This window comes from Rhizobium sp. N731 (assembly GCF_001664145.1).
Classification (GTDB): Bacteria; Pseudomonadota; Alphaproteobacteria; order Rhizobiales; family Rhizobiaceae; genus Rhizobium; species Rhizobium esperanzae.
This window is the reverse complement of the sequence record NZ_CP013601.1, coordinates 2320183-2346905: the sequence shown is the minus strand read 5'-3', so window position 1 is coordinate 2346905 and position 26723 is coordinate 2320183. Positions and strand designations below refer to the sequence as shown.

Below are 26723 nucleotides of genomic sequence, written 5' to 3'. Positions count from 1 at the left end.
ATTCGCACCAAGCGGGAATAACAAAGAGGTAGCACGGGGGTCGGAGCGGTAAAGCGCTCTCGTCAGGCGTGTGCGTTTTTTCGGAATTATGGCGTGTATTTGCAACAGGTCATATTTCGCCGTCATAGGCGGAACCGCCATTTTCCAGCAGCCGGCGCAGGATCATCAGGCCTGCGGTCAATTCCTGGCCCGTTTTGGGTGAGGAGAAGCCGATGCGAATGCGGTAGTAGGTTTTCTCGCCGCGGGCCGCCTTAAACTCGTCTTCGTCATCGACCAGCACGCCGTCGCGAAAGGCGGCATTCTTGAAGGTGCCGGACATCCAGGGCTCCGGCAGTTTCAGCCAGAGGAAGGGCGCATGCGGGTGCGACGCGAAGTCGAAACCCCGCAGATGCTCGCGGGCGAGGTGGGCACGTCGGGAGAGTTCCCCGATAACTTCCTTGCGGATCTCGTGCGCCCGGCCGCTTTCGACCAGGCGGGCACAGGTCTCTGCCAGGATGAAAGGCAGGCCGCCGGTGACCATCCTGTGCGTTACCTTGATGCGCTGGGCAAAATGCGGCGGGCAGGCGACCCAGCCGCCGCGCACACCGGCGGCGACCGATTTCGACAGGCCGTTGACCAGGAAGGTGCGATCGGGCGCAAGCGCGGCAATGAGCGGCGTCTCATCGTCGGCCATGCCGCCGTAGAGGTCGTCCTCGATCAGCCAGACGCTGTGCTTTCTGGCAATTGCGGCAATTGCCGCGCGCCGCTCGTAGGGCATGATCGTCACTGTCGGATTATGCACGGTCGGCATCAGGAAGGCGATCTTCGGATGCTGCTGCTGGCAGAGCCGTTCGAAATCGTCGGGAATGATGCCGAATTCGTCGGAATCGACCGTCACCGTACGGCGGCCGAGAAGGCGGGCGCTGCGGCTGACCTGGGTATAGGTCAGATTTTCGAAGACGATCTTGTCGCCCGGCGCCGAGACAGCGGCAATAACGGCAACCGCCGCGGCATGGGCCCCGAGCGTCGGTACGATGTTTTCGACCTCCGGTGTCCAGCCGCTGCGGGCAAGCCAGCGGCGGCCCGCGTCGAACCAGTTCCGCGGAAAGCTACGGGAATAGGAGGAAATCTCGGTGAGATGCTGTTCGCCGATCTCGGCGAGGATGGCTGAGATGATCTTGCCCTGGCCGAGATCGGGGGCGGCTGTCGTATCGAAACGGATCTTGTCGGCCGGCGCGTCCTGAAAGCGAGTGCCGCCAAGCGAGACGGCCAGTGCATCGGTTTGTTCGCCGGGCGGCGTCTCGGCGCGGTTCAGCACGTAGGTGCCGCGGCCCACCTCGCCGGCAACCAGGCCGCGCTCGTGCACCAGCGCATAGGCGCGGCCGATCGTGCCGATCGTCACCCCGATATCATAGGCAAGATTACGCTGCGGCGGCAATTTGCTGCCGGCGGGCAGGGCGCCGCTCGCAATGGCGGATTCGATGCTGTCGGCAAGCCGGAGATAGACCGGCCCGGAGCCGCGGGAAAGATCAGGAAGCCAATTTGTCATGGTGACAATTGCTTATATTGTCACTGTGTGCCTGTCAAGATTAAGAGTCAATTGCACGGATGAGCCGAGAGGATTCCTGGAATGTCTGCATTGCCCGAAATCAATACGCCAATTGTGCCGATTGTCTCTTATGAGGACAGGCGCGTCATTCTTCCCAGCCCGCCTGCCGAGGCGACGATGCCTCTGGGACGGATCTGGGCCGCCATTCGTCTCTGGCATCAGAAGCGGGAGGGACGGCGCGCGCTCAGGGAGCTTACGGCGGCAGGGCTCAAGGATATCGGGGTATCGCAGTCCGAAGCCGCACGCGAAATCGGCAAGTCATTTTTCTGGGACTGATGCTGCGGGCGACCGCGGCGATCAATTGCAGGCTCTGTTGCCGCCGGACCAACGATTGACGTCGGCGGCGATGCGGCCGGCGACGGGGTCCGACATCATCGGACCAAAGGCCTGCAGACGGGCAGGGCTTCCCTCGGCCTGGACGACGAGCAGCGGCCGGCTTTCCGGGCTGGCCTTGTGGACGAGCAGGATGCGCGGCCGACCGGAGAAGGAGTTGAGCTCCGGAGCGAGCTTATAGGCTGCAAAGGCCGGATCGCCCGATTTGAACCAGCAGGCATTGGCACCGAGCGCTACGCGTTCCATCGTCGGCAACGCCGCCCGGTTTGGACCTGCTGCCGGGGCCGGTGATTGGCAGGCGGCGACAATGTTTGCCAGAGCAGTCAACAAGGCGGCGTTTGCGACGGAGAGGCGGGGACGCATTGATCTTGCTCCAGTGATCCGGATGAAGGTCTTCTCGGCTGCACGCCGTTGCCCGCGGTAGGCCTGCGGGCGGCATGGTTGAGGTGGGGGTCAGGCGGCGACGACGTCGAGCGCCGAGGCGAAGAGGCCCCGGCCATCCGAACCGCCATGGGCGGCCTCGATCAGGTTTTCGGGATGCGGCATCATGCCGAGCACATTGCCCTTTTCGTTCATCACGCCGGCAATGTCGTTGATCGAACCATTCGGATTGGTGCCCTCGGCATAACGGAACAGCACCTGACCATTGCCCTCGATCTTCGCCAGCGTCGCTTCGTCGGCAAAATAATTGCCGTCGTGGTGGGCGACAGGGCAACGGATGACCTGCCCTCGCGCGTAGGCGCGGGTGAAATCCGTCTCGGCATTGACGACTTCGAGCTTGATCTCGCGGCAGACGAATTTCAGCGAGGCGTTACGCATCAGCGCGCCCGGCAGCAGGCCGGCTTCGACGAGGATCTGGAAGCCGTTGCAGACGCCGAGCACCTTCACGCCCTTCGCAGCCTTGTCGATGATCGCCTGCATGACCGGCATGCGGGCGGCGATCGCGCCGCAGCGCAGATAATCGCCATAGGAAAAGCCGCCGGGGATGACGATCAGGTCAACGTCGGGGATTTCCGTCTCCGTCTGCCAGATCGTCACCGGTTGGTGACCCGTGATCTTGGTGAGAGCGGCGATCATGTCGCGATCGCGGTTGAGGCCCGGAAGTTGAACGACGGCTGATTTCATAGAGTCCCCGCATTTCGCGAAAGATATTGGACTGGAACGCTCTCGGCGAGCCATACTCCATTGTCCGCGACAAAGAAAGAATGGCCTTCTGAAAACATGGCGGCTGCGTCGACACGCAGAATGATATAGTCGCCCTTGCGGCGCACGGCGACAATTTTCGCCGTATCGATGTCGGCCGATAGATGGACATGGTGCCGCTCCATCTTCTTCAGGCCTTCGCGCTCGATCGACGGCCAGTTCGTGAGTGACGTGCCGTGAAAGAGAACTGCCGGCGGTTCAACCGGGATCAATGCCAGGTCGACCTCGACACTGTGGCCCTGATTGGCGCGGATCCTGTTATCGACAAGCGTGAAGCGTTTCTTCGGACTGTTGTCGATGACCTCGAGGATATCGGCGCGGGAGACGCCGTATTTCGACGTCAGCACCTTTTCGAGATCATCGAACGATACCCAACCCTCGGCATCAAGCGTCAAGCCTGCGGCATCCGGCGCATGGCGCAAAACATAGCTCATGAATTTCGAGACTTCCGTCTCCAGCTTTGCCTTCAGCATGACGCTCAATCCATAAGACCCGTCGGATGACGAGCAGGTCTGCAATGGTCAGTCGATCGCGATCGCGTAATTCTCGATGACCGTGTTGGCGAGCAGTTTTTCGCACATCGCCTTGAGGTCTGCCTCGGCCATGGCCTTGTCGGCGCCTTCGAGCTCCAGGTCGAAGACCTTGCCTTGCCTTACATGGCCGACGCCCGAAAAGCCGAGGGCGCCGAGCGCGCCTTCGATGGCCTTGCCCTGCGGATCGAGAACGCCGTTTTTCAGCGTGACGGTGACACGAGCCTTGATCACTTTGTCTTTCCTGCCTTACTTGACGAGAACCGGGCCGGTGCCGCGCACAGGCTCGTTTTCATTGATGATGCCGAGACGGCGTGCGACTTCGGAATAGGCTTCGAGTAACCCGCCGAGATCGCGGCGGAAGCGGTCCTTGTCCATCTTCTCGCGGGTTTCGATATCCCAGAGCCGGCAGCTGTCGGGCGAGATTTCGTCGGCGAGGATGATCCGCATCATGTCGCCTTCGAAGAGGCGGCCGCATTCGATCTTGAAATCGACAAGCTGGATGCCGACGCCGAGGAAGAGGCCGGTCATGAAATCGTTGACGCGGATGGCGAGCGCCATGATGTCGTCGAGCTCGGCCGGATTGGCCCAGCCGAAGGCGGTGATGTGCTCTTCGGAGACCATCGGATCGTCGAGGGCGTCGGACTTGTAATAGAACTCGATGATCGAGCGGGGCAACACGACGCCTTCCTCGATGCCGAGGCGCTTGGCGAGAGAACCGGCGGCGACATTGCGCACGACGATCTCCAGCGGGATCATCTCCACTTCCCTGATCAGCTGCTCGCGCATGTTGAGCCGGCGGATGAAATGGGTGGGGATGCCGATCTTGTTCAGATGGCTGAAGATATATTCGGAAATGCGGTTGTTGAGAACGCCCTTGCCGTCGATGACTTCGTGTTTCTTCTTGTTGAAGGCGGTGGCATCGTCCTTGAAGAACTGGATCAAAGTGCCCGGCTCCGGGCCCTCATACAGAATCTTTGCCTTGCCCTCGTAGATACGGCGGCGACGGTTCATCTTGGTCATTCTCTGTTGTTGGCGCTCTTGGGATAGCGCGAGTGGATCGATCTCGTGGCGTCCCCTTAAAGGAAAAGAGAGTGTTTCACAATCCGCCTGTCGCTCCTTCCCCGGTTTCCGGATTTCGTGGCCTCGGTTCCCGGATTTCATGGCCCTGTTTCCGGATTTTACGGAATAGCGCCAAGAGAATCGAATGAATTCGCGTTACGAGTCTAGCGGCTTTTTCTCTACGGTGGAATGAAGGCGAAATGGCGGGCCGCTTATACAGGTTTTATTTGGCGGTTCTGCTTGGCGTCGCGCGGAGAAGATGCGTCTGCAAGCCGCGCGCGGCGGTCAGCCCGTTTCGCCAGCTTCCGACGCGAATGAAGGAGGGGATCTGTATGGCCGGCATCGGCCGGGCGAGCGCATAGCCCTGCAGCGTGTCGCAGCCGAGTTGCTCCAGAATGCGCACATGATCAGCCGTTTCGACGCCCTCGGCAATGACGAGAATATTGAGCGAGCGCCCGATATCGATGATCGAGCCGACGAGTTTACGCTGCTCGGCAGACTGCGGCAGCATGCGGATCAGCTCGCGATCAATCTTCAGCGTGTTCGGGCTCAGGCGCAGAAGGCTGACGATCGAGGCGTGGCCGGTGCCGAAGTCGTCGATGTGAATGTCGATGCCGAGCTTGCGGATCTTTTTCAAATTGGCCGCCACCACCTTGTCGCAATCATCGAGCGGGATCGATTCCAGCAGTTCGAAGGCGATCGCGCCGGGCTCGATCTTCAGGGCGCGGAGCTTCTTGCCAAGATCGGGATCGGTCAGCCGCCGGGCGGAAACGTTGACCGATATTTTCGGGATCGACAGGCCATCCTTGATCCAGGCACGGCGGTCCGCCAGCGCGCGCTCGAGGATCAAGGCGTCGATCGTCGAGACGACGTCGAGATCCTCGGCGATATCGAGAAAGCGGTCTGGCGTCAGCAGGCCGTGCACGGGATGTTGCCACCGTGCGAGCGTCTCGACGCCTGTGACATCGAGCGTGCGGGCGTCGAACTGTAATTGATAGAACGGCACGAATTCATTGCGCTCCAGGCCGATCAGGATTTCATCGGCGAGCTGCTTGGCAGAGACGATATCGTTGCGGGCCGATGCCGAGAAGAATTCGAAGCGGTTTCGGCCGAGACCTTTGGCACGATAGAGTGCGATGTCGGCGTCGAGCAGCGTCTGCTTGGCGTCGAGCTTGGCGCCGCCATTGACCGCGATGCCGATGCTGGCGCCGAAACGGCAGTCATGCCCCTCATATCTGACGGGTCGGCGCAATTCTCGGATCAGGCGTTCGGCCAGGCTGGCGATCTTCTTCGATGCAGCATCGACGGCGCAGAGGATGACAAATTCGTCACCGCCGATACGGGCGACGAAATCGGCGGCGCGGACGGAATATCTGAGCACATTTGCGGTGTGCTGCAGCATGGCGTCGCCCGCCCGATGGCCGAGGGTATCATTGATCTGCTTGAAGCGGTCGAGATCGATATGCAGAACCGCCAAAGCGAGGCCTTTAGCCCGGCATTGCGCCGCGCCGTCGTCGAGCATCTTGTCGAGATAGCGGCGGTTCGGCAGGCCGGTGAGGTAATCGTGCAGCGCCAGGTGTTCGATGCTTTCCTTGGCGGCTTCGAGTTCGCGGTTGCGGGCTTCCGCCAGTTCCTTGGCACGCTGCAGCTCGTTGCGAAGCGCGACCTCCTCGGTGACGTCCCAATTGGCGCCGATCAGCTTGCGCTGGCCGTTGCCGTCGACGAAGAAGGCCGAGCGGGCACGGATGATGCGTTCGACGCCGTCGCCGCGGATTATGCGGTATTCCTGCTGAAAGTCGCTGCCGCTTTCGACGCTGCGGTCGGCCAGCCCGAGCACGCGCTCCCGGTCGTCCGGATGCAGGCTTTCGGCCCAGGCCTCGCCGCCGATCTTGCGCGCCGCACCCTGCAAGCCGTAAATGGCAATCAGGCGATCGTCCCATTCGACGCTGTCGTTTTCGATGTCGGCCTCGAAGACGCCGATGCGGGAAATTTCCAGCGCCAGATCGAGCCGGCGTGACAGGCGCGACAGCGTCTCCTCGGCTTCCTTGCGGGCGGTGATATCGATATCCGTGCCGACGATGCGCGTCGGTACCCCGTTCTCATCCCATTCGACGCAGGCGCCACGGCAGTCGATCCAGACCCAGTGGCCGTCCCTGTGGCGTTCACGATATTGGAAGATCTGATAATCCGGATCGCCGGCATTCTGCCGCTCGATCGCATGAGCGACGAAGTCGCGGTCGTCGGGATGGACGAGTTGCAGCCAAGCCTCGTAGTCGCCGGCGACGTCCTCGTCCGGCGCCATTCCGCGGATGATTTTCCACGTCGGCGAATAATATTTCCGGTCGAGACGGTAATTGTGATCCCATACGCCGAGGCCGGAACCAACAAGCGCATGGTTCCAGCGGCTCTCGCGCTCGGCCAGATCGGAATCGTCGGTCGACCCGTTGCCGACGCCAGCCTCAGCCGCTGCGAGATCGCCATGCGGTTTGTCGGCCTCCGGGCGGGCTTTCTTCACGGGCATTCTCGCTGATTTCATCTCGGCGCAGTCTGGGGGCTTTCTATTAAGAAATGCTTAGAAAGCGGTCGCTGAAATGGCGAGGGTCGGGGGTTCCAAATCAGGCAGAGAGGCGGCTGAGGAATTGGGCGAAGACCATTGTTCCTTCGGGCCACGGGCCGTGCCCGGACTCAGCATTGATATGCCCCGCCTCGCCGGCATCGACGAGGAAGGAACCCCAGCTGCTGGCGATATCGTCGGCATGGTCGTAGCTGCCGAACGGATCGTTGCGGCTGGCGACGGTGATCGAAGGGAAGGGCAGCGGGTCGCGCGGATAGGGCCCGAAGGTCATCAGGTGCTTGGGGCGAATGTCGGGATTGGTGACTTCAGGCGGAGCGACAAGGAAAGCGCCTGCCACCCGTTTGCGGAAATGTGGGATGGCATGGATTGCCGAGGGCACGCCGAGCGAATGGGCGACGAGCACGACCGGGCGGGTCGAGGCGTTCACCTCTTCGGCGATGCGGGCGATCCAGTCCTCGCGGACCGGCTTTGTCCATTCGGCCTGTTCGACGCGCCGCGCTGTGCTGAGCTTCGCCTGCCAGCGGCTCTGCCAGTGGCCGGGGCCGGAATTGGTGTAGCCGGGGATGATGAGAATATCTGCGTCTGAGGCTTTCATAGTGCCGCCGATGTGAGAAGGCTTGACCAAGATGTCAAGAGGGGGCGGCAAGGGAGCGACACGGGCGCTGAAATTTGTTATGTTACTCCAGTGCCGGTTGCGGATTTCGTATCGGCTTACCCGCCGATGCATGTCCGCGGCCGATCAAGTCTCGGCTGAGGAGGAGAAAGCCATGGCGGCATTTCATGTCATGACGGGTGCCAGTGAAAACCTGGCGCGGCCCGTGGTCAATCGCATCGGCATCGCCGACGTCTTCGATGCGCTCAAGCGCGGGCTCGACGATTTCAGTGAGAAGCCTTCCCATTACGTGTTCCTGTGCCTGATGTATCCGATTGCCGGCGTCTTCCTGACGCTGTGGACCTCCGGCGCCAATCTTCTGCCAATGGTCTTCCCGCTGATGTCCGGTTTCGTGCTCATCGGCCCGATTGCGGCGATCGGTCTTTATGAGATCAGCCGCCGGCGCGAGGAAGGCCTCGATACGTCATGGACGCATGCGCTCGAGGTGCGCCATTCGCCGGCGCTGCCTTCGATCATCGCGGTCGGGCTGATGCTCTTTGGCCTGTTCGTCGTCTGGCTGGTGACGGCACAGACGCTGTACGCCAATCTTCTCGGCGAAGTGTTTCCGCGCACCATGACGGACTTCACCCGCCAGGTTTTCGGCACGGCGCAAGGCCTACAGCTGATCGTCTGGGGCAATCTCATCGGATTCGGTTTCGCGCTGGTCGTGCTGGCGATTTCAGTCATCACCTTCCCGCTTCTGCTCGATCGTGATATCGGGGCGGTCGCCGCCGTCGTGACCTCGATCCGTGCGACGGTCATCAATCCGGTGCCGGTGCTGCTCTGGGGCCTGATCGTCGCAGCGCTCCTCGTCGTCGGCACCATCCCGGTCTTTGCCGGACTCGCGCTCGTCATCCCGATCCTCGGCCACGCGACCTGGCATCTCTACCGCAAGCTGATTGCGCGGGAAGCTGTATAGCTTCGGTCCTGCCCGCGGAAAACCTTGATACCGTGGGATCCCCGATTTTCGGGAACCTCGAACCTGCCTCGGAGTTTTTTGCGAGAGCATGATTGTAGCAACATCATGCTCCCGAGACTCCGAGGAGAGATTTCAGAGGTGACGATGACGCATCTGTTTGCCCGCTTCGCAACCAAGACATCGGAATGGGCGGGTAAGCCCGTCATCTTCATCCTGGCGCTGTGCGTCGTCATTATCTGGGCCTTGCTCGGCCCCTTCTTCGACTATTCGGAAACCTGGCAGCTCATCATCAACACGGGTACGACCATCATCACCTTCCTGATGGTCTTCGTGCTGCAGAACGCCCAGACGCGCGACACCCGGGCAATCCAGGCCAAACTCAACGAAATCATCCTGACAAGCCATGCCGAAAATCGCTTCATCGGCATCGAAAATCTCGACGAGGAGGAGCTGAAACATCTCGACCAGCTGGTCGCCAAGGCTGCCAAGGGCAGGGGCGAGACGGAGGCTTGCAGTACTGCGGAGACCGCGGAAGCCGCTGCGCCGAAAAAGACCGATGCGCGTAAGCGATCGGGGAATGCTAAGGGCTCGAAGATGAAGCAACGACCGCTTGAGAAGAGCTGAATTCCGCAATATGCTTTATAACGCATGTCGGGTCTAAAGCTGTTTTGCATTTCCTTTCTCAGAGAACCGCAGGTCGAATTGTTTTTTCAGGCCTATCTCATAGGGCTGCCATTGGGCCATTTGCCTTTTTTCTTCAGTGATCTAGGCCTTGGTCTGCTGTTCGCGAAGTTTTTTCTTTCGCTTCCGATCGTTTTTTTATTGTTTATTTTTTATCGCATTAAATATGCCGCAGTAAATTCACGGCCATTTTTGTGGGGATCCATCATCTTTATCGCAACGTTGGTGTTAATCGTTGCGTCGTTCTTTTTGATGTGCGGCGGGATAAATGATCTCACACGGAAGGACATGACAATATTGGAGATTATCCTGATTGTGTCCGCTCCTTCTCTCCTTGCGACATGCATCTACTTCCCGGTCATGATCAGGCTGCGGCTAAGACGGAGCGTCGGGTAGACAGCACAGGAGACAACGGCGCCGGAAGGCGCCGCCATGACGTAGAAAAGAATTCTTATGCAGCTCCAAACACCCGCCGGAAGATCGTATCGACGTGCTTGGTGTGATAGCCAAGGTCGAACTTTTCGCGAATATCCTCCTCGGATAGCGCAGCGCGGACCTCCGCATCCGCCAGCAGCTCTTCCAGGAAATCCTTGCCCTGTTCCCAGACCTTCATGGCGTTGCGCTGCACCAGGCGGTAGGCGTCCTCGCGGGAGGTGCCAGCCTGGGTCAGCGCCAGGAGGACGCGTTGGGAGTGGACGAGGCCGCGGAACTTGTTGAGGTTCTTCTCCATGTTCTCCGGGTAGACCAACAGCTTTTCGATGACGCCGGCCAGACGTGAGAGGGCAAAATCGAGGGTGACGGTCGCGTCGGGGCCGATCATGCGCTCGACCGAGGAGTGAGAGATATCGCGCTCGTGCCAGAGGGCGACGTTTTCCATGGCGGGCAGTGCGTAGGAGCGGACCATGCGGGCAAGGCCGGTGAGGTTTTCGGTCAGCACCGGGTTACGCTTGTGCGGCATGGCCGAGGAGCCTTTCTGGCCGGGGGAGAAATATTCCTCGGCCTCCAGAACCTCGGTGCGCTGCAGGTGGCGGATCTCGGTTGCGAGCCGCTCGATCGACGAGGCAACGACGCCGAGGGTGGCGAAATACATGGCGTGGCGGTCGCGCGGGATGACCTGGGTCGAGACCGGCTCGGCCTTCAGGCCGAGCGCCTCGGCGACATGTTCCTCGACGCGCGGATCGATATTGGCGAAGGTGCCGACGGCGCCGGAGATGGCGCAGGTCGCGACTTCCTCGCGGGCGGCGACGAGGCGCTGGCGGCAGCGCTCGAATTCGGCATAGGCGAGCGCCAGCTTGACGCCGAAGGTGGTAGGCTCGGCATGGATGCCGTGCGAGCGACCGATGGTGACGGTGTCCTTGTGTTCGAAGGCGCGGGTTTTCAGCGCTGCCAGCAGCCGGTCGAGATCGGCAATCAGAATATCGGTGGCGCGCACCAGCTGGACGTTGAAGCAGGTGTCGAGCACGTCTGACGAGGTCATGCCCTGGTGGACGAAGCGCGCATCCGGGCCGACGATCTCGGCGAGATGGGTCAGGAAGGCGATGACGTCATGCTTGGTGACAGCCTCGATCTCGTCGATCCGGGCGACGTCGAAGGTGGCCGCACCGCCCTTTTCCCAGATGGTCTTCGCTGCCGATTTCGGAATGACGCCGAGTTCGGCCAGCGCGTCGCAGGCATGCGCCTCGATCTCGAACCAGATGCGGAACTTAGTTTCGGGAGACCAGATGGCGACCATTTCGGGCCGGGAATAACGCGGGATCATGGGCGGCTGCCTTCACTTCAAGAGGTTAAGCATCGATGTTTTGCTTTTGCGCAATTTCGGGCGCAAAACCGCTGAACACTTTTGCTGAAATTGCTTCAGCGCCCCTGTAGCAAAGACGGGCGGCAATCTCAACGCATGCGCTTGGCAAGATGATAGCTGCTGACGACAAGGCAGACGAGGCCAAGCGGCAGGAAAAGGCGAAGGCCGATCACCAGGAACTGGTAGACGGCGCTGATGCCGGTAAAGACGAACTGGAAGGCCCAGGCGACGCTGCCGAAGGGCGCGTGCCAGCGCGAATAGAAGATCCGGTATTCCATGGCGAAGAGAAAGGCGGTCATCAGGATCGTGGCTGCCGTCAGCGTCACGAAAAAGGCGGCGAACCGCGCTTCCGGCGGTCTGTTATAGGCAAAAAAGCGAGCGACCGGCAGGGCGAAGGGCCAGGACAGCAGGCCGCCGAGAAAATAGAGTGCCGCCAGCTCGGCGAGCCGGCTCGTCTCGAGGCCGTTGCGGAGGTACAGGCCGAGCATCGCGGCGGCCAGCATCTGCACGCCCCAGAGCAATGCGCCGACAAAGAGATCGGAGGAGGGCGGCTTTGCCGCCCTTAGACGATCCGTCCTGGGGCGATCCACGCTCAGGGATGGACCGGGACGGCGATCCAGCGTCCGTTCCTCTCAGCATCGAAGGCGAGGACGAATGCAATGTGAATTTGATTTCCGCCCTCCGGCTGGTAGACCACCGCGCCGCCGATCCTGAATTCGACCGAGCATGTGCGCTCGGCCGGAACAGCTGTTGCCTGCCGCGCCGCCTGACGGTTCGGGACACCTTCCTTCTCGATCATCTGCAGGCTGAAGCCAAGGATCCGCTTGTCGACCGTTGCGCATTCCTTCGGCGTCGGCACCGGCATCTCGCCGAGTGAGAGCGTATAGGGCGTCTTCGGCGGTCCATCGATCGCAAGTGTGGTGTAGCGAAGCGTCTTCGAGGGCGAGCCGAGCTCGGTTGGCGGGTTGAAGGCGGCAATCAGACCCGGATTTGTCAGAAGGTCGTACTTATCCATCTGACTGCGCGCCGCCGTCAGGTTCTGGCGGCGGGCCTTGGAAAGATTGGCGTCCTTATCCGTCAGTTCGGTGCGGAAGGGGGTGCCATCGAGATATTGGCCGCTGTCGGTATTGATGAAGTAGGTTTCGGAATAGGGGACGCTGCCGCTTTCCTTGATGCCGAATTCCTGAAATGCAAAGATCTTGCCGTCGGCGGAAAAACCGATCGGCTGGATGCTGGCAATGTCGCCGGCCAGCGACAAGCCGGGCAGGCCGGCCAATGCGGCGGCAAGCATGCCGCCAATGATCAGACGCTTCTTCATGTTCGTGCCCCTTCGGCTGCCTGACGCAATTCGGCGACGGTCCTACGGTAGCTGTCGACCGTACCACCCTTGAAAATTGCCGAGCCGGCGACGAGCACGTTGCCGCCGGCTCGCGCGATATCAGGCGCCGTTTCCACGGTGACGCCACCGTCGACCTCGAGTTCGATCGGCCGGTCACCGATCAGAGACTTTGCCGCGGCAATCTTGGCCGTCATTGCGGGAATGAATTTCTGTCCGCCGAAACCGGGATTGACCGACATGATGAGAATGAGGTCGACGTCGTCGAGCACGTTCTCGATGGCGCTCAGCGGCGTAGCCGGATTGATCGTCACGCCGACCTTCTTGCCGAGATTGCGGATGGTCTGCAGCGAGCGGTGCAGATGTGGCCCGGATTCGGTGTGGACGGTGATGCGGTCGCAGCCGGCCTTGGCGAAGGCTTCGAGATAATCATCGACCGGAGAGATCATCAAATGGCAGTCGAAAGTGGCTGAAGTGTAGGAACGCAGTGATTTGATGACATCGGGACCGAAGGAGATGTTCGGCACGAAATGCCCATCCATCACGTCGAGGTGGATCCAATCGGCGCCGGCGGCGGTGACGTCGCGCACCTCCTCGCCGAGCCTGGCGAAATCCGCCGCGAGGATCGAAGGGGCAATGCGAATGGGCAGCGTCATCAAGTCTTACTCCCGTATGGGCGCCACTTGCGCACGGCGCCGAAATTCAGGGCTGGCAGCCGCTCATTGCGTCGGCGCAGCAGGTGGAAAAAAGCCATTGCCCCGCCATTCGAGCAGGCGGTAGGGGTTTTGCGAAAGCTCATGCGCGCCGGTGAAGGCGACGGCGCCGATCGGTGTCTGGAACGTCGTGCCGACAAGTGTCTCCCGCAGCGGCTTGCCGGCGGCAGCGGCGGCTTCGGCCGCCCGGCCGGCAATCAGGGCCGCCGCCAGGGATGGCAGGACATAACCTTCAGGCTCGGTGCCCTTGGCGCGCAAAGCGCCGGCCGCCGGCCCGCCTTCCGGTAAAAGCGCATATTCGGGCAGGGCGACGGCACGCACGCCGGGAGTGAGAGGCAGCGGCTGATCGGCGGCGCGCATGGCATCGCCGCCGAGGATCGACAGCGGAATGTTTTCCGCCTTGGCGTCGCGGGCCATGACGGCAACATCGTTGCGATCGCCGCCAACGAAGACCCTTGTGGCGCCGGCCCGTTTCAGGCGGCGCACCAGAGCGATCTGCTGCTCCTGTCCCGGCCGGTAGGTATCGGTGAAAACCGGCTTCAGGCCGTTCTGCTCCAGCGCATTGCGCACAGCTTCCGTCAGTTCGCGGCCATGAATGGTGCCGTCCTCGATCAGCGCGATCGGGTCGGCTGCCCAGTCCTTAAGGATCACCTCGATGATCTTTGCTGCCTCAGTGCCATCGGCCGGTGCCAAGCGGAAGAGCGGCCAGCCGTTTTTCAGCGCATCCTCCATCAGAATGCGCGAACGTGCCGAAACGGTGATCGCGGGAATATTGGCGTCCTTCAGCTTCGGCAGTGCGCCTTCCAGCGTCTCACTGCAGAGAAAACCGATTGCGATCTGAACCTTGGCATTGACGAGCGCATCGGCGACCGCCGCGCCGCTATTGTCCTCGCAGGTCTCGTTGACGGCGACGAGTGTATTACCGGACTGCTGGATCTCGAAACCGGCGCCGGCAGCGATCTGCGCGCCGAGGAGGCCGAGCGGCCCGCCCTGCGGGGCGACGACGCCGATCGTCACGCCGGCCGCATGGCCTTGGGCCGCCGTTCCGAGCAGCGTCAGAAAGGCTGCTATGCCACGCAGGTTGATCATGAAAGGCGAAGATCCCTAGCCATCGTCCATGCCCTTTTATCCGCAAGGCCGCAATCGTCAAAGAAAAACAAGCGGAACCCGACGCTTTTCACCGGTCCTATTGTAGAAAAGGTAACCGATGCTCGCCATATTGGCGCGATAGCAAGTCGAACTACGGTGTCGGACGTCATTTCAGTCGCGCAAAGGACACTGTAGCATTTTGAATTGCTGCATAGTTCTCCTAAATCGATCCCGATTTAAGGAACGACGCAGGCAGAAGAGCGCGCGGGAGAAGCACGTGTTGAACAGGCAGCATATCGACCCCGGCCTTTATCGCGATGCCATGAGCCGTTATGCCGGTCATGTGCAGCTCGTGACGACGGCGATGGAAGGTCTGCGCCGCGGCGTCACCATCACCGCCGCCTGCTCGGTCTCGGACAATCCGGCTTCGGTGCTGTTCTGCCTCAACAACACCAATCCGAAGAACGAGATCTTTTTCCGAAGCGGCATCTTCGTGCTCAACACGCTCGGCGCCCACCACCAGGGCGTCGCCGACGCTTTCTCCGGGCGCACCGCGATTGCCAATGACGAGCGCTTCGCCAGCGGCCGTTTCGATACGCTCGTCACCGGCGCCCCCGTTCTTGCCGATGCGCTCGCGGCCTTCGATTGCCGGGTGACAGACATCAAGGAAATGCCGACGCACAATGTCATCTTCGGTGAGGTTGCCGCCGTCCGCTTCAGCGAGAAGCACCCGGCGCTCATCTATATGAACCGGGATTATCACACGCTGTAATGCGGCTGGCGGGGATGCGAGGAAACAGAGAATGGATAATGCCGGGATCGAGGAAATGTTTCAGGGGCTCGGCCCCGTCACGATCAAGCGCATGTTCGGCGGCAAGGGCATTTATCATCTCGGGCGCATCGTCGCCGTCGAAGTGCGCGACGAGATGCTGCTGAAGGCCGATGAGAAAAGCGCTCCGGAATTTGCCGCAGCCGGCGCCACGCAATGGGCCTATGAGGGCAAGAAGGGTAAACCGGTGAAAATGCCCTATTGGTCGATCCCCGAAGAAGCCTACGACGATCCCGATCTGATGGCGAAATGGGTAAGGCTTGCCTATGAGGCGGCGCTGCGCGCAGAGGATTAGAGCCTTTCCTGGTTAGATTGAAGCATTCTGCCGGAGCAGGTTTTCGTCAGGGCAGAGGCGATTGGCGATGGGCATACCCCCAGGTATGTCCGAGCCGATCGCCTTTGATCCTGGCGGAAACATGCCCGGCCCACCGGCCGCACCGCTTCGCCACGGCGAAGCGACAAGTGCGTCCGGCGATTCCAAAGTCTTGCAGATTTGCCAGGCAAATCTGCGGGAGGGTTGGCTGAAATGGGCCGGCTGATCGACCGGCCGGCTTGGCCGTAGAACCGGGCTACGACGCGCGCCGGCCGGTCGACCATCCGACTCCGTTTGAGCCACAGAATGCTTCAATCTAACCAGGAAAGGCTCTAACCGCGTTCGGCAGTCGGCAAGGCTGCTATCGCCGCCCTGGTGAAGGCCGACAGCGGCGTGGGCAAATCCGTCAGGGCAAACCAGCCGAAATCCGAAAGCTTGTCCGGTTCTGTCAATTGCGGCTCGCCGCCAATGTCGTGGGCGAGATAAAGGATGGAGATCCAGTGCTGGCGGTCGGCATCGATGATCTGTTCGGTCACACCGATCCGTTCGATCCGACCGATCTTGAGGCCGGTTTCTTCTTCGGCTTCGCGTCGCGCGGCTTCTTCAGCCGGTTCCATGTGATCGACCTTGCCGCCGACGATGTTCCAGTAGCCAGCTTCAGGCGGGCGCACGCGCTTATAGAGAAGGATCCTGCCTTGGCGCAGGATCACCAAACCGACGCCGAGGCCCGGGAAGTCGACGCCGGGCCTGCTCATTGGATGCTCAGACCTTGGCGCTGCCGGCGATCAGCATGAAGGCCGGGATGTCGTCGCCGAAGCCGACCGGGGTCGGGCCGTCGTCGTGATCGCGATGACGGCGGCGGTCGCGGCTGTCGTCGTTTGCCGGGTAAGGCCGATTGTTGCGCGCATTGTTTTGCGGCTTCTGCTCTGCTTTGCGCTCGTTCTTCACGACTTCGGCCTTTGCTGGTGCTGCTGCGATCACTTGGACGTCATTATCCTGTATGTCGTTATCAGATTTATGACTCGCAGCACTTTGCCTGCCGCGCCCGCGCCCGCGATCCTTGTCGCCACGTTCGCGTCCGTTGCGGCGCGGACGGTCGCTGTCCTTGCCTTCTTCCGCCGGTGGCAGCGAGTTCAGGTCGCCATTCAGCCATTCGACATTTTCGCCGATCAGCTTCTCGATCGCGTCGACGAATTTCGTGTCGCGCTTGGTGACGAGAGTGAAGGCGGCGCCGGAGCGGCCGGCGCGGCCGGTGCGGCCGATGCGGTGGACATAGTCCTCGGAGTGGATCGGCACGTCGAAATTGAAGACGTGGCTGACATCGGGAATGTCGAGACCTCGGGCGGCAACGTCGGAGGCCACCAGCAGCTGGAGGTTGCCGTCACGGAAGTTCTGCAGCATCGTCGTGCGGGAACGCTGGTCCATGTCGCCATGCAACGCACCGACGGAGAAGCCGTGGCGTTCGAGCGAACGGAAGAGATCGGCGACATCCTTCTTGCGGTTGCAGAAGATGATGGCGTTCTTGAGTTCGGTCTGGGCGCGGACGAGTTCACGCAGAACCGCGCGCTTCTCGTAATCCTTGCTGTGCGAGGCGACGAAGCGCTGCGTCACGGTCTTTGCGGCCGAAGCGGGCTTTGCCACTTCGATGCGCTCCGGGTTCTGCAGGAACCGGTCGGCCAGCTTCTGAATTTCCGGCGGCATGGTGGCCGAGAAGAACAGCGTCTGCCGGGTGAAGGGAATGAGCTTGGCGATGCGCTCGATGTCGGGAATGAAGCCCATGTCGAGCATGCGGTCGGCTTCGTCGATGACGAGGATTTCGACGCCGCTCATCAAGAGCTTGCCACGCTCGAAATGGTCGAGCAGGCGACCGGGCGTGCAGATCAGCACGTCGGCGCCGCGCTCCAGCTTGCGATCCTGGTCCTCGAAGGAAACGCCGCCGATCAGCAGGGCGACGTTGAGGCGGTGGTTCTTACCGTATTTCTCGAAATTCTCGGCGACCTGGGCGGCGAGTTCGCGCGTCGGCTCCAGGATCAGCGTGCGGGGCATGCGGGCGCGGGCGCGGCCCTTTTCCAGAAGCGACAGCATCGGCAGGACAAAAGATGCCGTTTTGCCGGTGCCCGTCTGCGCGATGCCGCAAATGTCGCGACGCTCGAGCGCAAAGGGAATGGCCCCCGCCTGGATAGGTGTGGGGATCGTATAGCCCGCGTCTGTGACAGCGGATAGCACTTTTTGGCTCAAGCCAAGGTCAGCGAATGTCGTCAAAGGGAAAACAGTTTCCGTTCCGGTTCGGCCGAGCTCTGAACGAGTCGGCGGGATTGCATGCCGCAATGCAGCGCGACATAGCCCCGAATGGCCGGCAAGTCAAGAAATAGAGAGGCCGCACCCTGTGCAGAGTGAAGCTTTGGTTACCGGGTGGGTATTACTTGATATAGGTGGCGAGTTTAAGGCCGGCATTCATGAAATATACTGGATCGACCGCACGGCCGTTCTGGCGCACTTCATAGTGCAGATGCGTGCCCGTCGAGCGACCGGTGCTGCCGGCAAGGCCGATGACGTCGTTGCGGTCGACAGTATCGCCGGCCGTGACCAGGACCTGGGACATGTGGCCGTAACGCGTCGAGATGCCGTTGCCGTGATCGATCTCGACCATATTTCCGTAACCGCCTGTCCAGCCGGCTGATATCACCTTGCCGGGCGCCGTCGGCCGGATCTTTTCACCCGGCGAAAAGCGGAAGTCTATGCCGGAATGCAGCGCCAGGCGGCCGAGGAAGGGATCTCGGCGGTTGCCGAAGGGGCTGGTCATTTCCTTGCCGAGGGCGGGGTTGCGGAAGGGCAGGGATTCGGCGGCGCTGCGTACAGCTTCGAGCCGTGTCAACGCGCCGTCGAGAGCGATCAGCGAATTGTTGAAATCGTCATTGCTCTCCGGCTCGACATAGGGACCGCCGACGGCGCTGTCATCCCAGCCCTGCTTGGCAGCGGTCTCGGGCATGGGGATCTTGAACCGGGTCAGCACGCTCTCGATGGCGTTGGCGGCGTTGCCGGCGTCGCTCGTCAGCTGCTCGACGCGGTTGCGCTGGTCCTGTTCGACATCCTTCAGCGACAGCGTCACCTTGGAGAAGATGCGGTCGGCGCGATCGCCGACCGTCTCGGTGGCCGGCACGTAGGCGAGGGTCGTATTGTCGGGAGTGGCGTCGGCCGGTGCGCCGCCTGCCAGCTGTTTCTCGATCGCCTCAATGCCGCTTTCGCCGAGCGAAGCGCGCTTGTCCTTGATGGCGGGGGCATAGGATTGCGCAGGCGAAGACGGCGCGCTGTCCTTATCCGTGAGCCCGGAGCTTTCGGCGCGGTCGAGCAGATTGTCGAGCTTGCCGTGGCGTGAGGTGAGCGCCATCTGCTGCTCCATCAGCTTGTCGACCTTGTCTTCCACCACCTGCTGATCGAGAAGCTGGCGGGAGGTGATGCGATCGACCTGGGCGCGAAGGGCGGCGATGCGGTCCTCATAGTCGTGCTGCATGCGGGCCTGGCGCGCCATGGTGGCTCCGATCAGGTCGTCGCGCAGCACGAGATAGGAGGTCGCCAGGAGATAGCCGATGGAAAAGACGCCGACGAAGCAGAAGGCGAGGGCGGCCATCCACGGCCGAACCGTCATATGGCGAACCTTGTCACCGCTTGCCAGGATCAGAATATGTTCCTGCGCCCGCTTGCCGAATACCCGGTGCTGATGTCCGCCGTTCACGCAGGCTCTCCCGATTGATGCTCTACGCCTCTTTCGGAAAATTAGACACGTTTATGGTTAATGAATGCTTTCGTCGTCGGCGTTTACGTCAGAAAATCAATCAGCTCAGGCATGGCTGATCGATGCCAATGAGCGGTAGAAGGATGGCGTCAGCCCGGCTTCGGCGCGGGCGAGATCGTTGAAAGGCGGCTTCAGCGGTCCGCGGAAATTGGCGCGCACCAGCTCCTGAAAGGCCTTTGCCGGATCGCGCTTCTCCCGCGCGCAGAGGAAGCGGAACCATTTGGCGCCGACGGCGACGTGGCCTTTCTCGTCGTTGTAGATGACATCGAGCACCGCTGCGCTTTCGAGATCGCCGGTTTCACGCATTTTCGCCTGCAGCGAAGGGGTGACGTCGAGACCACGGGCTTCCAGAATGAGCGGCACGACGGCGAGCCTTGCCGTCAGGTCGTTGCGCGTCGAATGGGCCGCCTGCCACAGCCCGTCATGGGCGGGAAGATCGCCGTAATCGGCGCCGAGATCGTTCAGGCGGGCGCGCACCATGCGAAAATGCTTCGCCTCCTCGAAGGCGACCTGCATCCAGCCGTCGAAGAAGGAATTCGGCACCGGCTCGGACGCGAATCGCGCGACGATGTCGAGCGCGAGATCGACGGCGTTGAGTTCGATATGGGCAATGGCATGGAGAAGGGCGATCCGGCCTTTCAGCGTGTGCAGCGAGCGCTTTTCCACCTGGGTCGGCGGCGTCAGCACCGGTTTCTCGGGACGGCCGGGCCTCTCGGGCAGAGCTGCGTCGAGCGGTGAGCGCAGCGACACCCGGCGGGCGAACCAGCGGGTGGCGCTTTCCTGCGCAAGGGCGGTCTTGCGGTCGAGGTCGGCCGATCGGATGGCGTCGATAGCGCCGCCGCGCAGCGAGCTTATCGCGAGATCACCGGTCACGCGGCCAGATTCCTGACGGCCTCGAGCACGGTCTCGGCATGGCCCTGTACCTTCACCTTCTGCCAGATCGTCGCGATCGTGCCGTCCTGGCGGATGAGGAAAGTCGTGCGCTCCACGCCCATGAAGTTGCGGCCGTACATGCTCTTTTCCTTCCAGACGCCATAGGCCTGCAGCGTCGTCTTATCCTCATCCGAGGCGAGCGCGACCGAAAGACGGTGCTTTCTGATGAATTTGTCATGGCAGGCGGCCGAATCGGGCGACATGCCGATAACGGCGGCACCTGCTGCTTCAAACTCCGGCGCCAGCGCCGTGAAAGCCAGCGATTCGGCGGTGCAGCCCGTCGTATCATCCTTGGGATAGAAGAAGATAACGAGCGGCCGGCCATGAAAATCGGATAGCGAGACACGGCCGCCGCCATCGCGGGGGAGATTGAAATCGGGGGCCAGGGCACCGATGCCGGGAACCGCCATTGGGAAAACCTTTCTTTTGCCGGGTTTGTGGATGACACTCTCTCTCCCCGAATTATATAGTGGACGGAAACCCGTCCAGCATGGCCGGGTTCAATTCTTCGATTTAAGGGAGAGCCCGAGGGCGCATGTCAGCCATCCGCGGCGAAAAGGTCACGTTTCGCAAGAAGGATATCGTTGCGCTGGACCGCTTGCCGTCCGCTCAGGCCGAGGATCCGATCATCGTTCATTGTCCGCCGCCGCGTTCGCCGATGCGACGGACGGCGAAGCTGACGTCGGTTTTTCTCGGACTGATTCTCCTTATCCTTGCTGTCATCGTCTTCACCGTCGAAAGCGGCATGTTCGACAAGCCGCTGTCGCAACAGGCGCAGGCGGCGCTAGATGGCGTGGCCGGGCCGCGCTACCGTGCCGAAGTCGGCTCCACCGTCATCCGTTTCACCTCCGACTTCCGGCTGGCGCTGGAAGCGCGCAACGTCAACATGATCGATCAGAAGAGCGGCCAGCACCTGTCGACGACGGGTTCGGTGCGCCTGGGTCTCGATCCGCTGCAGCTTTTCCGCGGCCGTATCGCCGTTGCGGACATCGAAGCGGAGGACATCGCACTCGACACCGCGCTTCTGCCCTCCGGCAACCCGGTCAAGCTTGACGATCTGCGCATTGACGCCGTGCCGGCGGCGATGGAGACGATCTTCGAGCAACTCGACATGTTCGACAGCATCGTGACGCGCGGCTCGACGAATTCCGTGCGCATCTCCGGCATCGACATCAAGCTTGCCGATACGGCGAACGGTCCGCTGTCGCTTGTCGTCGACAATCTGGTATTCGCTCATGGCGGGCCATCCTCGCTGCAATTGAGAGGCGAGGTTGCGCTTAACGGCGAGGTGGCGGAACTCGACGTGCTGGCCGAGAAGGAAGGCGGCCAGGTATCGAAGGTGGTGGCGACGCTCAAGCACGCGAACCTCACGCCGTTTACGCTGAAACGCAACGATCAGGGCGTGATACGGCAGGGGCTTAACACTTTTGCCGACCTGACGGTGTCGGCCACGAGGACGCGCGATGGCGTCGAACCGGCCCTCGCGGCGACGATCGACATCGATCCCGGTCTGATCTATGCCGATGGCGATCCGCAGGAGCTGTCGGGCGGGCAAATCAATCTGGCCTATGACTTCATCAAGCAGACAGTCGAGATTGCTAAATCGAATCTCCGGTTCGGCGCGACCACGCTGCCCCTCAATGGCGCGCTGATCGATCTCGACAAACTCGACCCCAAAGCCGGCAAGGGCTTCGGCATCGATCTGCTCGTCAGCGGCGGCACCGCCGCCCCGAGCGGCTCCGGCGAACAGCCTGTTGCCTTCGACATCCAGGCGACCGGACGCTATATGGTCACCGACCGGGAATTCCTGTTCCCCAACATGACCGTCTCCAGCCCGCTCGGCGCGCTTTACGGGGCGTTGCACATCAGGCTCGGTGACAAATCACCGGAAATCAGCTTCGCCGGCCAGTCCAGAGAGCTGCAGACGACAGCGATCAAGCAGCTCTGGCCGTTCTGGATGGCGCCCAAGGTGCGCACCTGGGTGCATGGCAATCTCTTCGGCGGCACCGTCACCGATGCTTCGATTTCAGTCTTCATTCCCTTCGGCCGGCTTGACGAGGCAGCCGGCGGTAAAGGATTGAAGCTCGACGCCAATCAGATCCGCATCGGCTTCGATATTGCCGGCGCGCGGATGAACGTCGCCGGCGACATTCCGCCGGTCCGTGATACGGCGGCGCATTTCGATCTGACCGGTGCCGTTGCGACGATTTCGATCAAGAGCGGCATGTCCTATTTCCCCTCCGGTCGGTCCGTCGGTCTCGGGCAGGGGACGTTCGTCATACCGTCCGCCTACGACAAACCGCTGATGGCCGATATCGATCTTGCGGTATCGGGTGCTGCGGACGCCATAGGCGAACTCCTCACCTATAAGCCGGTCCGGGTGCTGCAGCGCGCCGGCTTTACGCCCGACGATTTCAAGGGACATATCGACGCGAATGTGAAGGCGCATTTCGGACTGCTTTCTTCGCAAAACCCGCCGCCGGCCGAGTGGAAGGCCGCCCTGAAGCTCGCTGACGTCGATCTTGCCAAGCCGTTTTCCGGCCGCACGATCAGCAATGTCAGCGGCATGCTGAACGGCGATCCGAAGCAGATCACGCTCGACGCCAAAGGCGAGATCGACGGCATTCCCGCCAATATCGATCTGACCGAGCCGGTCGAGGCGTCGTCTGGCGTGCAGCGGCAGCGCGTAATCACGGCGACGCTCTCCGATGAGCAGCGCAGCAAGGTAATGCCCGGGCTTTCCGATATCGTCAGGGGCAACCTGAAGATGGTGCTGACGCGGATCGACGACGACCGGCAAAACGTTCAGCTCGACCTCACCAAAACGATGCTCGACCTGCCCTGGATCGGCTGGTCGAAAGGCAGCGGCATTGCCGCCTCCGCCGAATTCGAGATGTCCGGCCCGCCCGAGAATACCGAGATCAAGAATTTCCGGCTGAAGGGTGACGGCTTCGGCGCCAGCGGATCGCTTGTTGTCGGCAAGGCCGGCCTTATTTCGGCGGATTTCGACAGTGTCAGGCTCTCCTCGCTCGATGATTTCGCTCTGTCGGTCAAGCGCAGCAAGGGTAATTTCGACGTCTCCGTTTCCGGCGACAGCGCCGATGCGCGGCCGGTCATCGCCCGATTAAAATCGGGCTCGGAGGGCGGCGAGGACGGCGACGGCGATAACACCAGCGTATCGGTGCGCGCCAAGCTGAAAAACGTCGTCGGCTTCAACGACGAGAAGATCGGCAATTTCCAGGCGCAGGTGTCGCTGCGCGGCGACAAGCTGCAGACGCTGAATTTTTCCGGCGTCACCGGCAGCGGCGAGGCGGTTGTCAGCCAGATGAAGGACGGAGGTGTCATCAATATCACCAGCGGCGATGCCGGTGCGGTATCGCGTTTTGCCGATCTCTATCAGCACATACAGGGCGGCCTGCTCAACTTGGCGATCCGGCTTTCGCCGCAGGGCGGATGGGACGGCTCGCTCGATGTGCGCCGCTTCTCGATCGTCAACGAACAGCGCCTGCATTCGATCGTCTCGACACCTGTCGGCAACGAGCAGCGAAGCCTCAACGAGGCGGTCAAACGCGACATCGACACCTCGTCGCAACGCTTCCAGCGCGGCTTTGCCCGCGTCATCTCGCGCAACGGCATGGTCGGTATCGAGAACGGCGTGCTGCGCGGCGACCAGATCGGCGCGACTTTCCAGGGCGTGGTGCGCGACCGCAAGGGCAATATGGATATGACGGGCACCTTCATGCCGGCCTACGGCCTTAATCGCCTCTTTGCCGAATTGCCGCTGATCGGCGTGATCCTCGGCAATGGCAGCGACCGCGGCCTGATCGGCATCACTTTCAAGCTCACCGGCAAGTTCGACCAGCCGAACCTGCAGATCAATCCGCTGTCGATCATCGCGCCTGGTGTTTTCCGGCAGATTTTCGAATTCCAGTGAGGGAAGCGAGACTTAGATTTCTTTCCGCCTGAGGAGATAGTCGAGGCCGCCGACCCGATACCAGCGGTAGCCATAGGCATCGAGCATGACCGTATGGCGCCCTTTGTCGTCGGCTTCACTACTTGCCCCATCGGCAATATCGATCAGCAATCGCCCGAGTTCACCAACATCAGGATCGAAGGTCACTTCCGTCGGGTGCGGATGCAGGTTGTGCAGGATGAGCACCGAATTGCCGCGCCAGTCATAACGCAGCGCCAGTAGGCCGGCGTCACCTGTGTCGACCGCTGAGAAATCGCCCCAGCCGATCTCGGGAGCCTCCTTGCGCATCCGGATCATCCGCTCGGTCCAGTTCAAGAGCGAATTCGGATCGCGCCGCTGGACCGCGACATTGATATGCTCGAAGCCGTAGGGGCCGTCCTTGATAACAGGCGAAACGGGCTTTGCGCTTATGGTGAAACCGCCTTCCGGTTCCATCGACCATTGCATCGGGGTGCGCGTGCAGTTGCGCTCTGGCAGGCACAAATCATCGCCCATGCCGATTTCATCGCCGTAGCGGATGACCGGCGTTCCGGGCAGCGAGAACAGCAGGCTGTAGGCCAGCTCGATCCTGCGACGGTCGCCGCCGAGCATAGGCGCCAGGCGCCGGCGAATGCCCCTGTCGTAAAGCTGCATGCCCTTCTCGGGTCCAAACGCGGCGAATACCGCGTCGCGCTGCTTATCCGTCAGGCGACCGAGATCGAGTTCATCGTGGTTGCGAAGAAACAGCCCCCATTGCGCGGTCGCCGGGCGCGGCTTCGTGGCCTCCATCGCCTTCTTCAGAGGTCGCGTGTCGGCCGTGGCGAGAGCATAAAACAGCGTCTGATTGACCTGGAAATTGAACATCATCTGCATGCGGTCGCCATCGTCGCCGAAATATTCGAAATTGTCCTTCGGCAGGATATTGGCCTCCGCCAGCACGATGGAATCTCCCATGCGCCATTGCAGGAATTCGCGAAATTTCCTCAGCATGTCGAACTGCTCGACCGGCTTGGTGACCTCGGCGCCCTTTGTGGCGATGATGAAGGGGGCGGCGTCCATCCGGAAGCCCGAGACGCCGAGCTGGATCCAGAAGCCCATGATCTTAAGGATCTCCGCCTGGACCTCGGGATTGGACGTGTTGAGATCGGGCTGGTGATCGTAGAAGCGGTGAAAATAATAGCCTTTAGCTTTTTCGTCATAGGTCCAGGTCGTTTTCTGTACGCCCGGGAAAACCATGCCCTGATCCGCGTTGGCGGGCTTTTTGTCTGACCAGACGTACCACTCGCGATAGCGTGAATGCGGGTCGCTCCTAGCGTCTTCGAACCAGGGATGATCCTTGGAGGTGTGATTGATCACCAGATCGATCAACACCCGGATGCCCCGCTGTTTGGCACCATGGGTGAACTCGACGAAATCGCCGAGCGAGCCGTAGCGTGGGTCGACATTATAGTAATCGGAGACGTCGTAGCCGTCGTCCCGACCGGGCGATGTCTGGAACGGCATGAGCCAGATCGCCGTCACGCCGAGGCCGGAGAGATAGTCGAGACGGCGCATCAGGCCCTGAAAATCACCGACGCCATCCCCGTTCGCATCCATGAAGGTCTCGACGGACAGGCAGTAGATGACGGCGTTCTTATACCAGAGGTCGTTGATCATGCCGGCGCTCCAAATGCATCTGGTCGCAAATCCCGTCGGGCGGAAAAGGTTCCGGAAGACGATATCGTGGCGCGGCCAGTTGGATAATTCCGACCTATGGCGAGAGGCTGGTCATTGATGCTTTGATTATTTTAGAGAATTCTGATGTAATATTGGTGCCAGCTGCGGCAGCGGCCGGCGCAATGTCGGAGGATGCCATGCAGTGCGCCCGGACAGTCTCTTTCCTATCGGCCACCGTGATGGCCGTGACAGTTGGCGAGGCCTCGAATTCTGCAGAAAAAGGCGGACGGCTGAAGCCGGTGAAGAGCACCCCCTCCGAGCATGTCCTCCTGGTTCCCCTCGACGCAAAGATGTCGCCGCCGATTTTCTCGATCGGCTGGTGGTCGCGCGTACGACCTGCTTCGGAGGTCAATCCGCCCGGACCTCTCCTTCGAGAGACGAAACAAGACGAAGCGGAATACCGATCGCGGGCCGACTGATCCGCGCCAAAAGAAAAGCCGGCGCGGTGGGCGCCGGCTTCAAGATACGTTCAGTTGAAGCCACCTAGAGCTTTTCCGGGTTAGATTGAAGCATTCTGTTGGCTCAAACGGAGTCGGATGGTCGACCGGCCGGCGCGCGTCGTAGCCCAGCTCTACGGCCAAGCCGGCCGGTCGATCAGCCGGCCCGTTTCAGCCAACCCGGAGGGCCGGGCATCTTTCCGCCAGGATCAGAGGCGATCGGCTCGGACGTACCGAGGGGTATGTCCGTCGCCAATCGCCTCTGCCCTGA

26 protein-coding genes are annotated in these 26723 nt (G+C 61.4%); 7 read left to right on the top strand and 19 right to left on the bottom strand.

Features of this window, described 5'->3' with window-relative positions; translation table 11 throughout:
- Nucleotides 1-109: 109 nt before the first annotated feature.
- Nucleotides 110-1528 carry an aminotransferase-like domain-containing protein gene (locus AMK02_RS11575; protein ID WP_064802878.1) on the bottom strand — a complete coding sequence of 473 codons (1419 nt, stop codon included), beginning with the start codon at nt 1526-1528 and terminating at the stop codon, nt 110-112.
- An 81-nt stretch (nt 1529-1609) separates the two neighbouring features.
- On the opposite strand from AMK02_RS11575, the gene AMK02_RS11570 reads away from it, so the two are divergent.
- Nucleotides 1610-1864, top strand: a complete 255-nt coding sequence (locus AMK02_RS11570; protein ID WP_064802876.1) for a DUF1127 domain-containing protein — start codon at nt 1610-1612, stop codon at nt 1862-1864.
- A 21-nt stretch (nt 1865-1885) separates the two neighbouring features.
- Here the strand turns inward: AMK02_RS11570 and AMK02_RS11565 are convergent, their stop codons facing one another.
- From AMK02_RS11565 to AMK02_RS11535, 7 genes are all read right to left on the bottom strand, one after another.
- Nucleotides 1886-2284, bottom strand: coding sequence for a hypothetical protein (locus tag AMK02_RS11565; protein ID WP_064802874.1), 399 nt, complete (start codon nt 2282-2284; stop codon nt 1886-1888).
- A 90-nt stretch (nt 2285-2374) separates the two neighbouring features.
- Nucleotides 2375-3046: a phosphoribosylformylglycinamidine synthase subunit PurQ gene (purQ, locus tag AMK02_RS11560; RefSeq protein ID WP_064802872.1), complete on the bottom strand. Its 672-nt coding sequence runs from the start codon at nt 3044-3046 to the stop codon at nt 2375-2377.
- Nucleotides 3043-3597, bottom strand: a complete 555-nt coding sequence (locus tag AMK02_RS11555; RefSeq protein ID WP_064802870.1) for an RNA 2'-phosphotransferase — start codon at nt 3595-3597, stop codon at nt 3043-3045. Before AMK02_RS11555 ends, purQ begins: the two co-directional genes overlap by 4 nt.
- 48 nt (nt 3598-3645) lie before the next feature.
- A complete protein-coding gene (gene purS, locus AMK02_RS11550) occupies nt 3646-3888 on the bottom strand; it encodes a phosphoribosylformylglycinamidine synthase subunit PurS (RefSeq protein WP_011425539.1) in 243 nt (80 codons plus the stop codon).
- Between the two features lie 15 nt (nt 3889-3903).
- Entirely contained in the window at nt 3904-4668 is a 765-nt protein-coding gene (purC, locus tag AMK02_RS11545) for a phosphoribosylaminoimidazolesuccinocarboxamide synthase (RefSeq protein WP_011425538.1), read from the bottom strand.
- 271 nt (nt 4669-4939) lie between these two features.
- Entirely contained in the window at nt 4940-7237 is a 2298-nt protein-coding gene (locus AMK02_RS11540; protein ID WP_064802869.1) for a putative bifunctional diguanylate cyclase/phosphodiesterase, read from the bottom strand.
- Nucleotides 7238-7331: 94 nt separating this feature from the next.
- Nucleotides 7332-7886 carry an RBBP9/YdeN family alpha/beta hydrolase gene (locus AMK02_RS11535; RefSeq protein WP_064802867.1) on the bottom strand — a complete coding sequence of 185 codons (555 nt, stop codon included), beginning with the start codon at nt 7884-7886 and terminating at the stop codon, nt 7332-7334.
- Between the two features lie 172 nt (nt 7887-8058).
- Here AMK02_RS11535 and AMK02_RS11530 point away from each other — a divergent pair, with 172 nt between their 5' ends.
- Nucleotides 8059-8862 carry a DUF2189 domain-containing protein gene (locus AMK02_RS11530; protein WP_064802864.1) on the top strand — a complete coding sequence of 268 codons (804 nt, stop codon included), beginning with the start codon at nt 8059-8061 and terminating at the stop codon, nt 8860-8862.
- Between the two features lie 144 nt (nt 8863-9006).
- On the top strand, nt 9007-9486 hold the full coding sequence (locus AMK02_RS11525; RefSeq protein ID WP_064802862.1) for a low affinity iron permease family protein: 480 nt from the start codon (nt 9007-9009) through the stop codon (nt 9484-9486).
- A 508-nt stretch (nt 9487-9994) separates the two neighbouring features.
- Here AMK02_RS11525 and purB read toward each other — a convergent pair.
- The 5 genes from purB to AMK02_RS11495 form a co-directional block, all read right to left on the bottom strand.
- The gene (gene purB / locus AMK02_RS11515) at nt 9995-11302 is read right to left on the bottom strand and encodes an adenylosuccinate lyase (RefSeq protein ID WP_004676261.1); all 1308 of its coding nucleotides are present in this window, start codon (nt 11300-11302) and stop codon (nt 9995-9997) included.
- Nucleotides 11303-11430: 128 nt separating this feature from the next.
- Entirely contained in the window at nt 11431-11931 is a 501-nt protein-coding gene (locus AMK02_RS11510) for a hypothetical protein (RefSeq protein WP_064802858.1), read from the bottom strand.
- A gap of 2 nt (nt 11932-11933) precedes the next feature.
- Nucleotides 11934-12659, bottom strand: coding sequence for a DUF2259 domain-containing protein (locus AMK02_RS11505; protein ID WP_064802856.1), 726 nt, complete (start codon nt 12657-12659; stop codon nt 11934-11936).
- Entirely contained in the window at nt 12656-13333 is a 678-nt protein-coding gene (gene rpe, locus AMK02_RS11500; RefSeq protein ID WP_064802854.1) for a ribulose-phosphate 3-epimerase, read from the bottom strand. Before rpe ends, AMK02_RS11505 begins: the two co-directional genes overlap by 4 nt.
- Nucleotides 13334-13396: 63 nt before the next feature.
- On the bottom strand, nt 13397-14479 hold the full coding sequence (locus AMK02_RS11495) for an ABC transporter substrate-binding protein (protein ID WP_064802852.1): 1083 nt from the start codon (nt 14477-14479) through the stop codon (nt 13397-13399).
- Between the two features lie 277 nt (nt 14480-14756).
- Between AMK02_RS11495 and AMK02_RS11490 the strand changes: the two genes are divergently transcribed.
- Nucleotides 14757-15251, top strand: coding sequence for a flavin reductase (locus AMK02_RS11490; protein WP_064802850.1), 495 nt, complete (start codon nt 14757-14759; stop codon nt 15249-15251).
- A gap of 31 nt (nt 15252-15282) precedes the next feature.
- Nucleotides 15283-15603 (top strand): TfoX/Sxy family protein, encoded by a 321-nt coding sequence (locus AMK02_RS11485; RefSeq protein WP_064802848.1) that lies wholly within the window; start codon nt 15283-15285, stop codon nt 15601-15603.
- A gap of 350 nt (nt 15604-15953) precedes the next feature.
- Here AMK02_RS11485 and AMK02_RS11480 read toward each other — a convergent pair whose 3' ends face one another.
- From AMK02_RS11480 to AMK02_RS11460, 5 genes are all read right to left on the bottom strand, one after another.
- Entirely contained in the window at nt 15954-16376 is a 423-nt protein-coding gene (locus tag AMK02_RS11480; protein WP_064802846.1) for an NUDIX domain-containing protein, read from the bottom strand.
- 7 nt (nt 16377-16383) lie between these two features.
- Nucleotides 16384-17883, bottom strand: a complete 1500-nt coding sequence (locus tag AMK02_RS11475) for a DEAD/DEAH box helicase (protein ID WP_064802844.1) — start codon at nt 17881-17883, stop codon at nt 16384-16386.
- A 157-nt stretch (nt 17884-18040) separates the two neighbouring features.
- Nucleotides 18041-19354 (bottom strand): peptidoglycan DD-metalloendopeptidase family protein, encoded by a 1314-nt coding sequence (locus tag AMK02_RS11470; RefSeq protein ID WP_064802842.1) that lies wholly within the window; start codon nt 19352-19354, stop codon nt 18041-18043.
- Between the two features lie 105 nt (nt 19355-19459).
- A complete protein-coding gene (locus tag AMK02_RS11465; protein WP_064802840.1) occupies nt 19460-20287 on the bottom strand; it encodes a ferritin-like domain-containing protein in 828 nt (275 codons plus the stop codon).
- Nucleotides 20284-20757 carry a peroxiredoxin gene (locus AMK02_RS11460; protein WP_064802838.1) on the bottom strand — a complete coding sequence of 158 codons (474 nt, stop codon included), beginning with the start codon at nt 20755-20757 and terminating at the stop codon, nt 20284-20286. The genes AMK02_RS11465 and AMK02_RS11460 overlap by 4 nt, the downstream gene beginning before the upstream one ends.
- Nucleotides 20758-20882: 125 nt before the next feature.
- On the opposite strand from AMK02_RS11460, the gene AMK02_RS11455 reads away from it, so the two are divergent.
- A complete protein-coding gene (locus AMK02_RS11455) occupies nt 20883-24281 on the top strand; it encodes a YhdP family protein (RefSeq protein ID WP_064802837.1) in 3399 nt (1132 codons plus the stop codon).
- Between the two features lie 12 nt (nt 24282-24293).
- On the opposite strand, the gene AMK02_RS11450 is transcribed toward AMK02_RS11455, so the two are convergent.
- A complete protein-coding gene (locus AMK02_RS11450) occupies nt 24294-25955 on the bottom strand; it encodes an alpha-amylase family protein (protein WP_064802835.1) in 1662 nt (553 codons plus the stop codon).
- Between the two features lie 197 nt (nt 25956-26152).
- On the opposite strand from AMK02_RS11450, the gene AMK02_RS32115 reads away from it, so the two are divergent.
- Nucleotides 26153-26434 (top strand): hypothetical protein, encoded by a 282-nt coding sequence (locus AMK02_RS32115; protein WP_064802834.1) that lies wholly within the window; start codon nt 26153-26155, stop codon nt 26432-26434.
- Nucleotides 26435-26723: the final 289 nt, after the last annotated feature.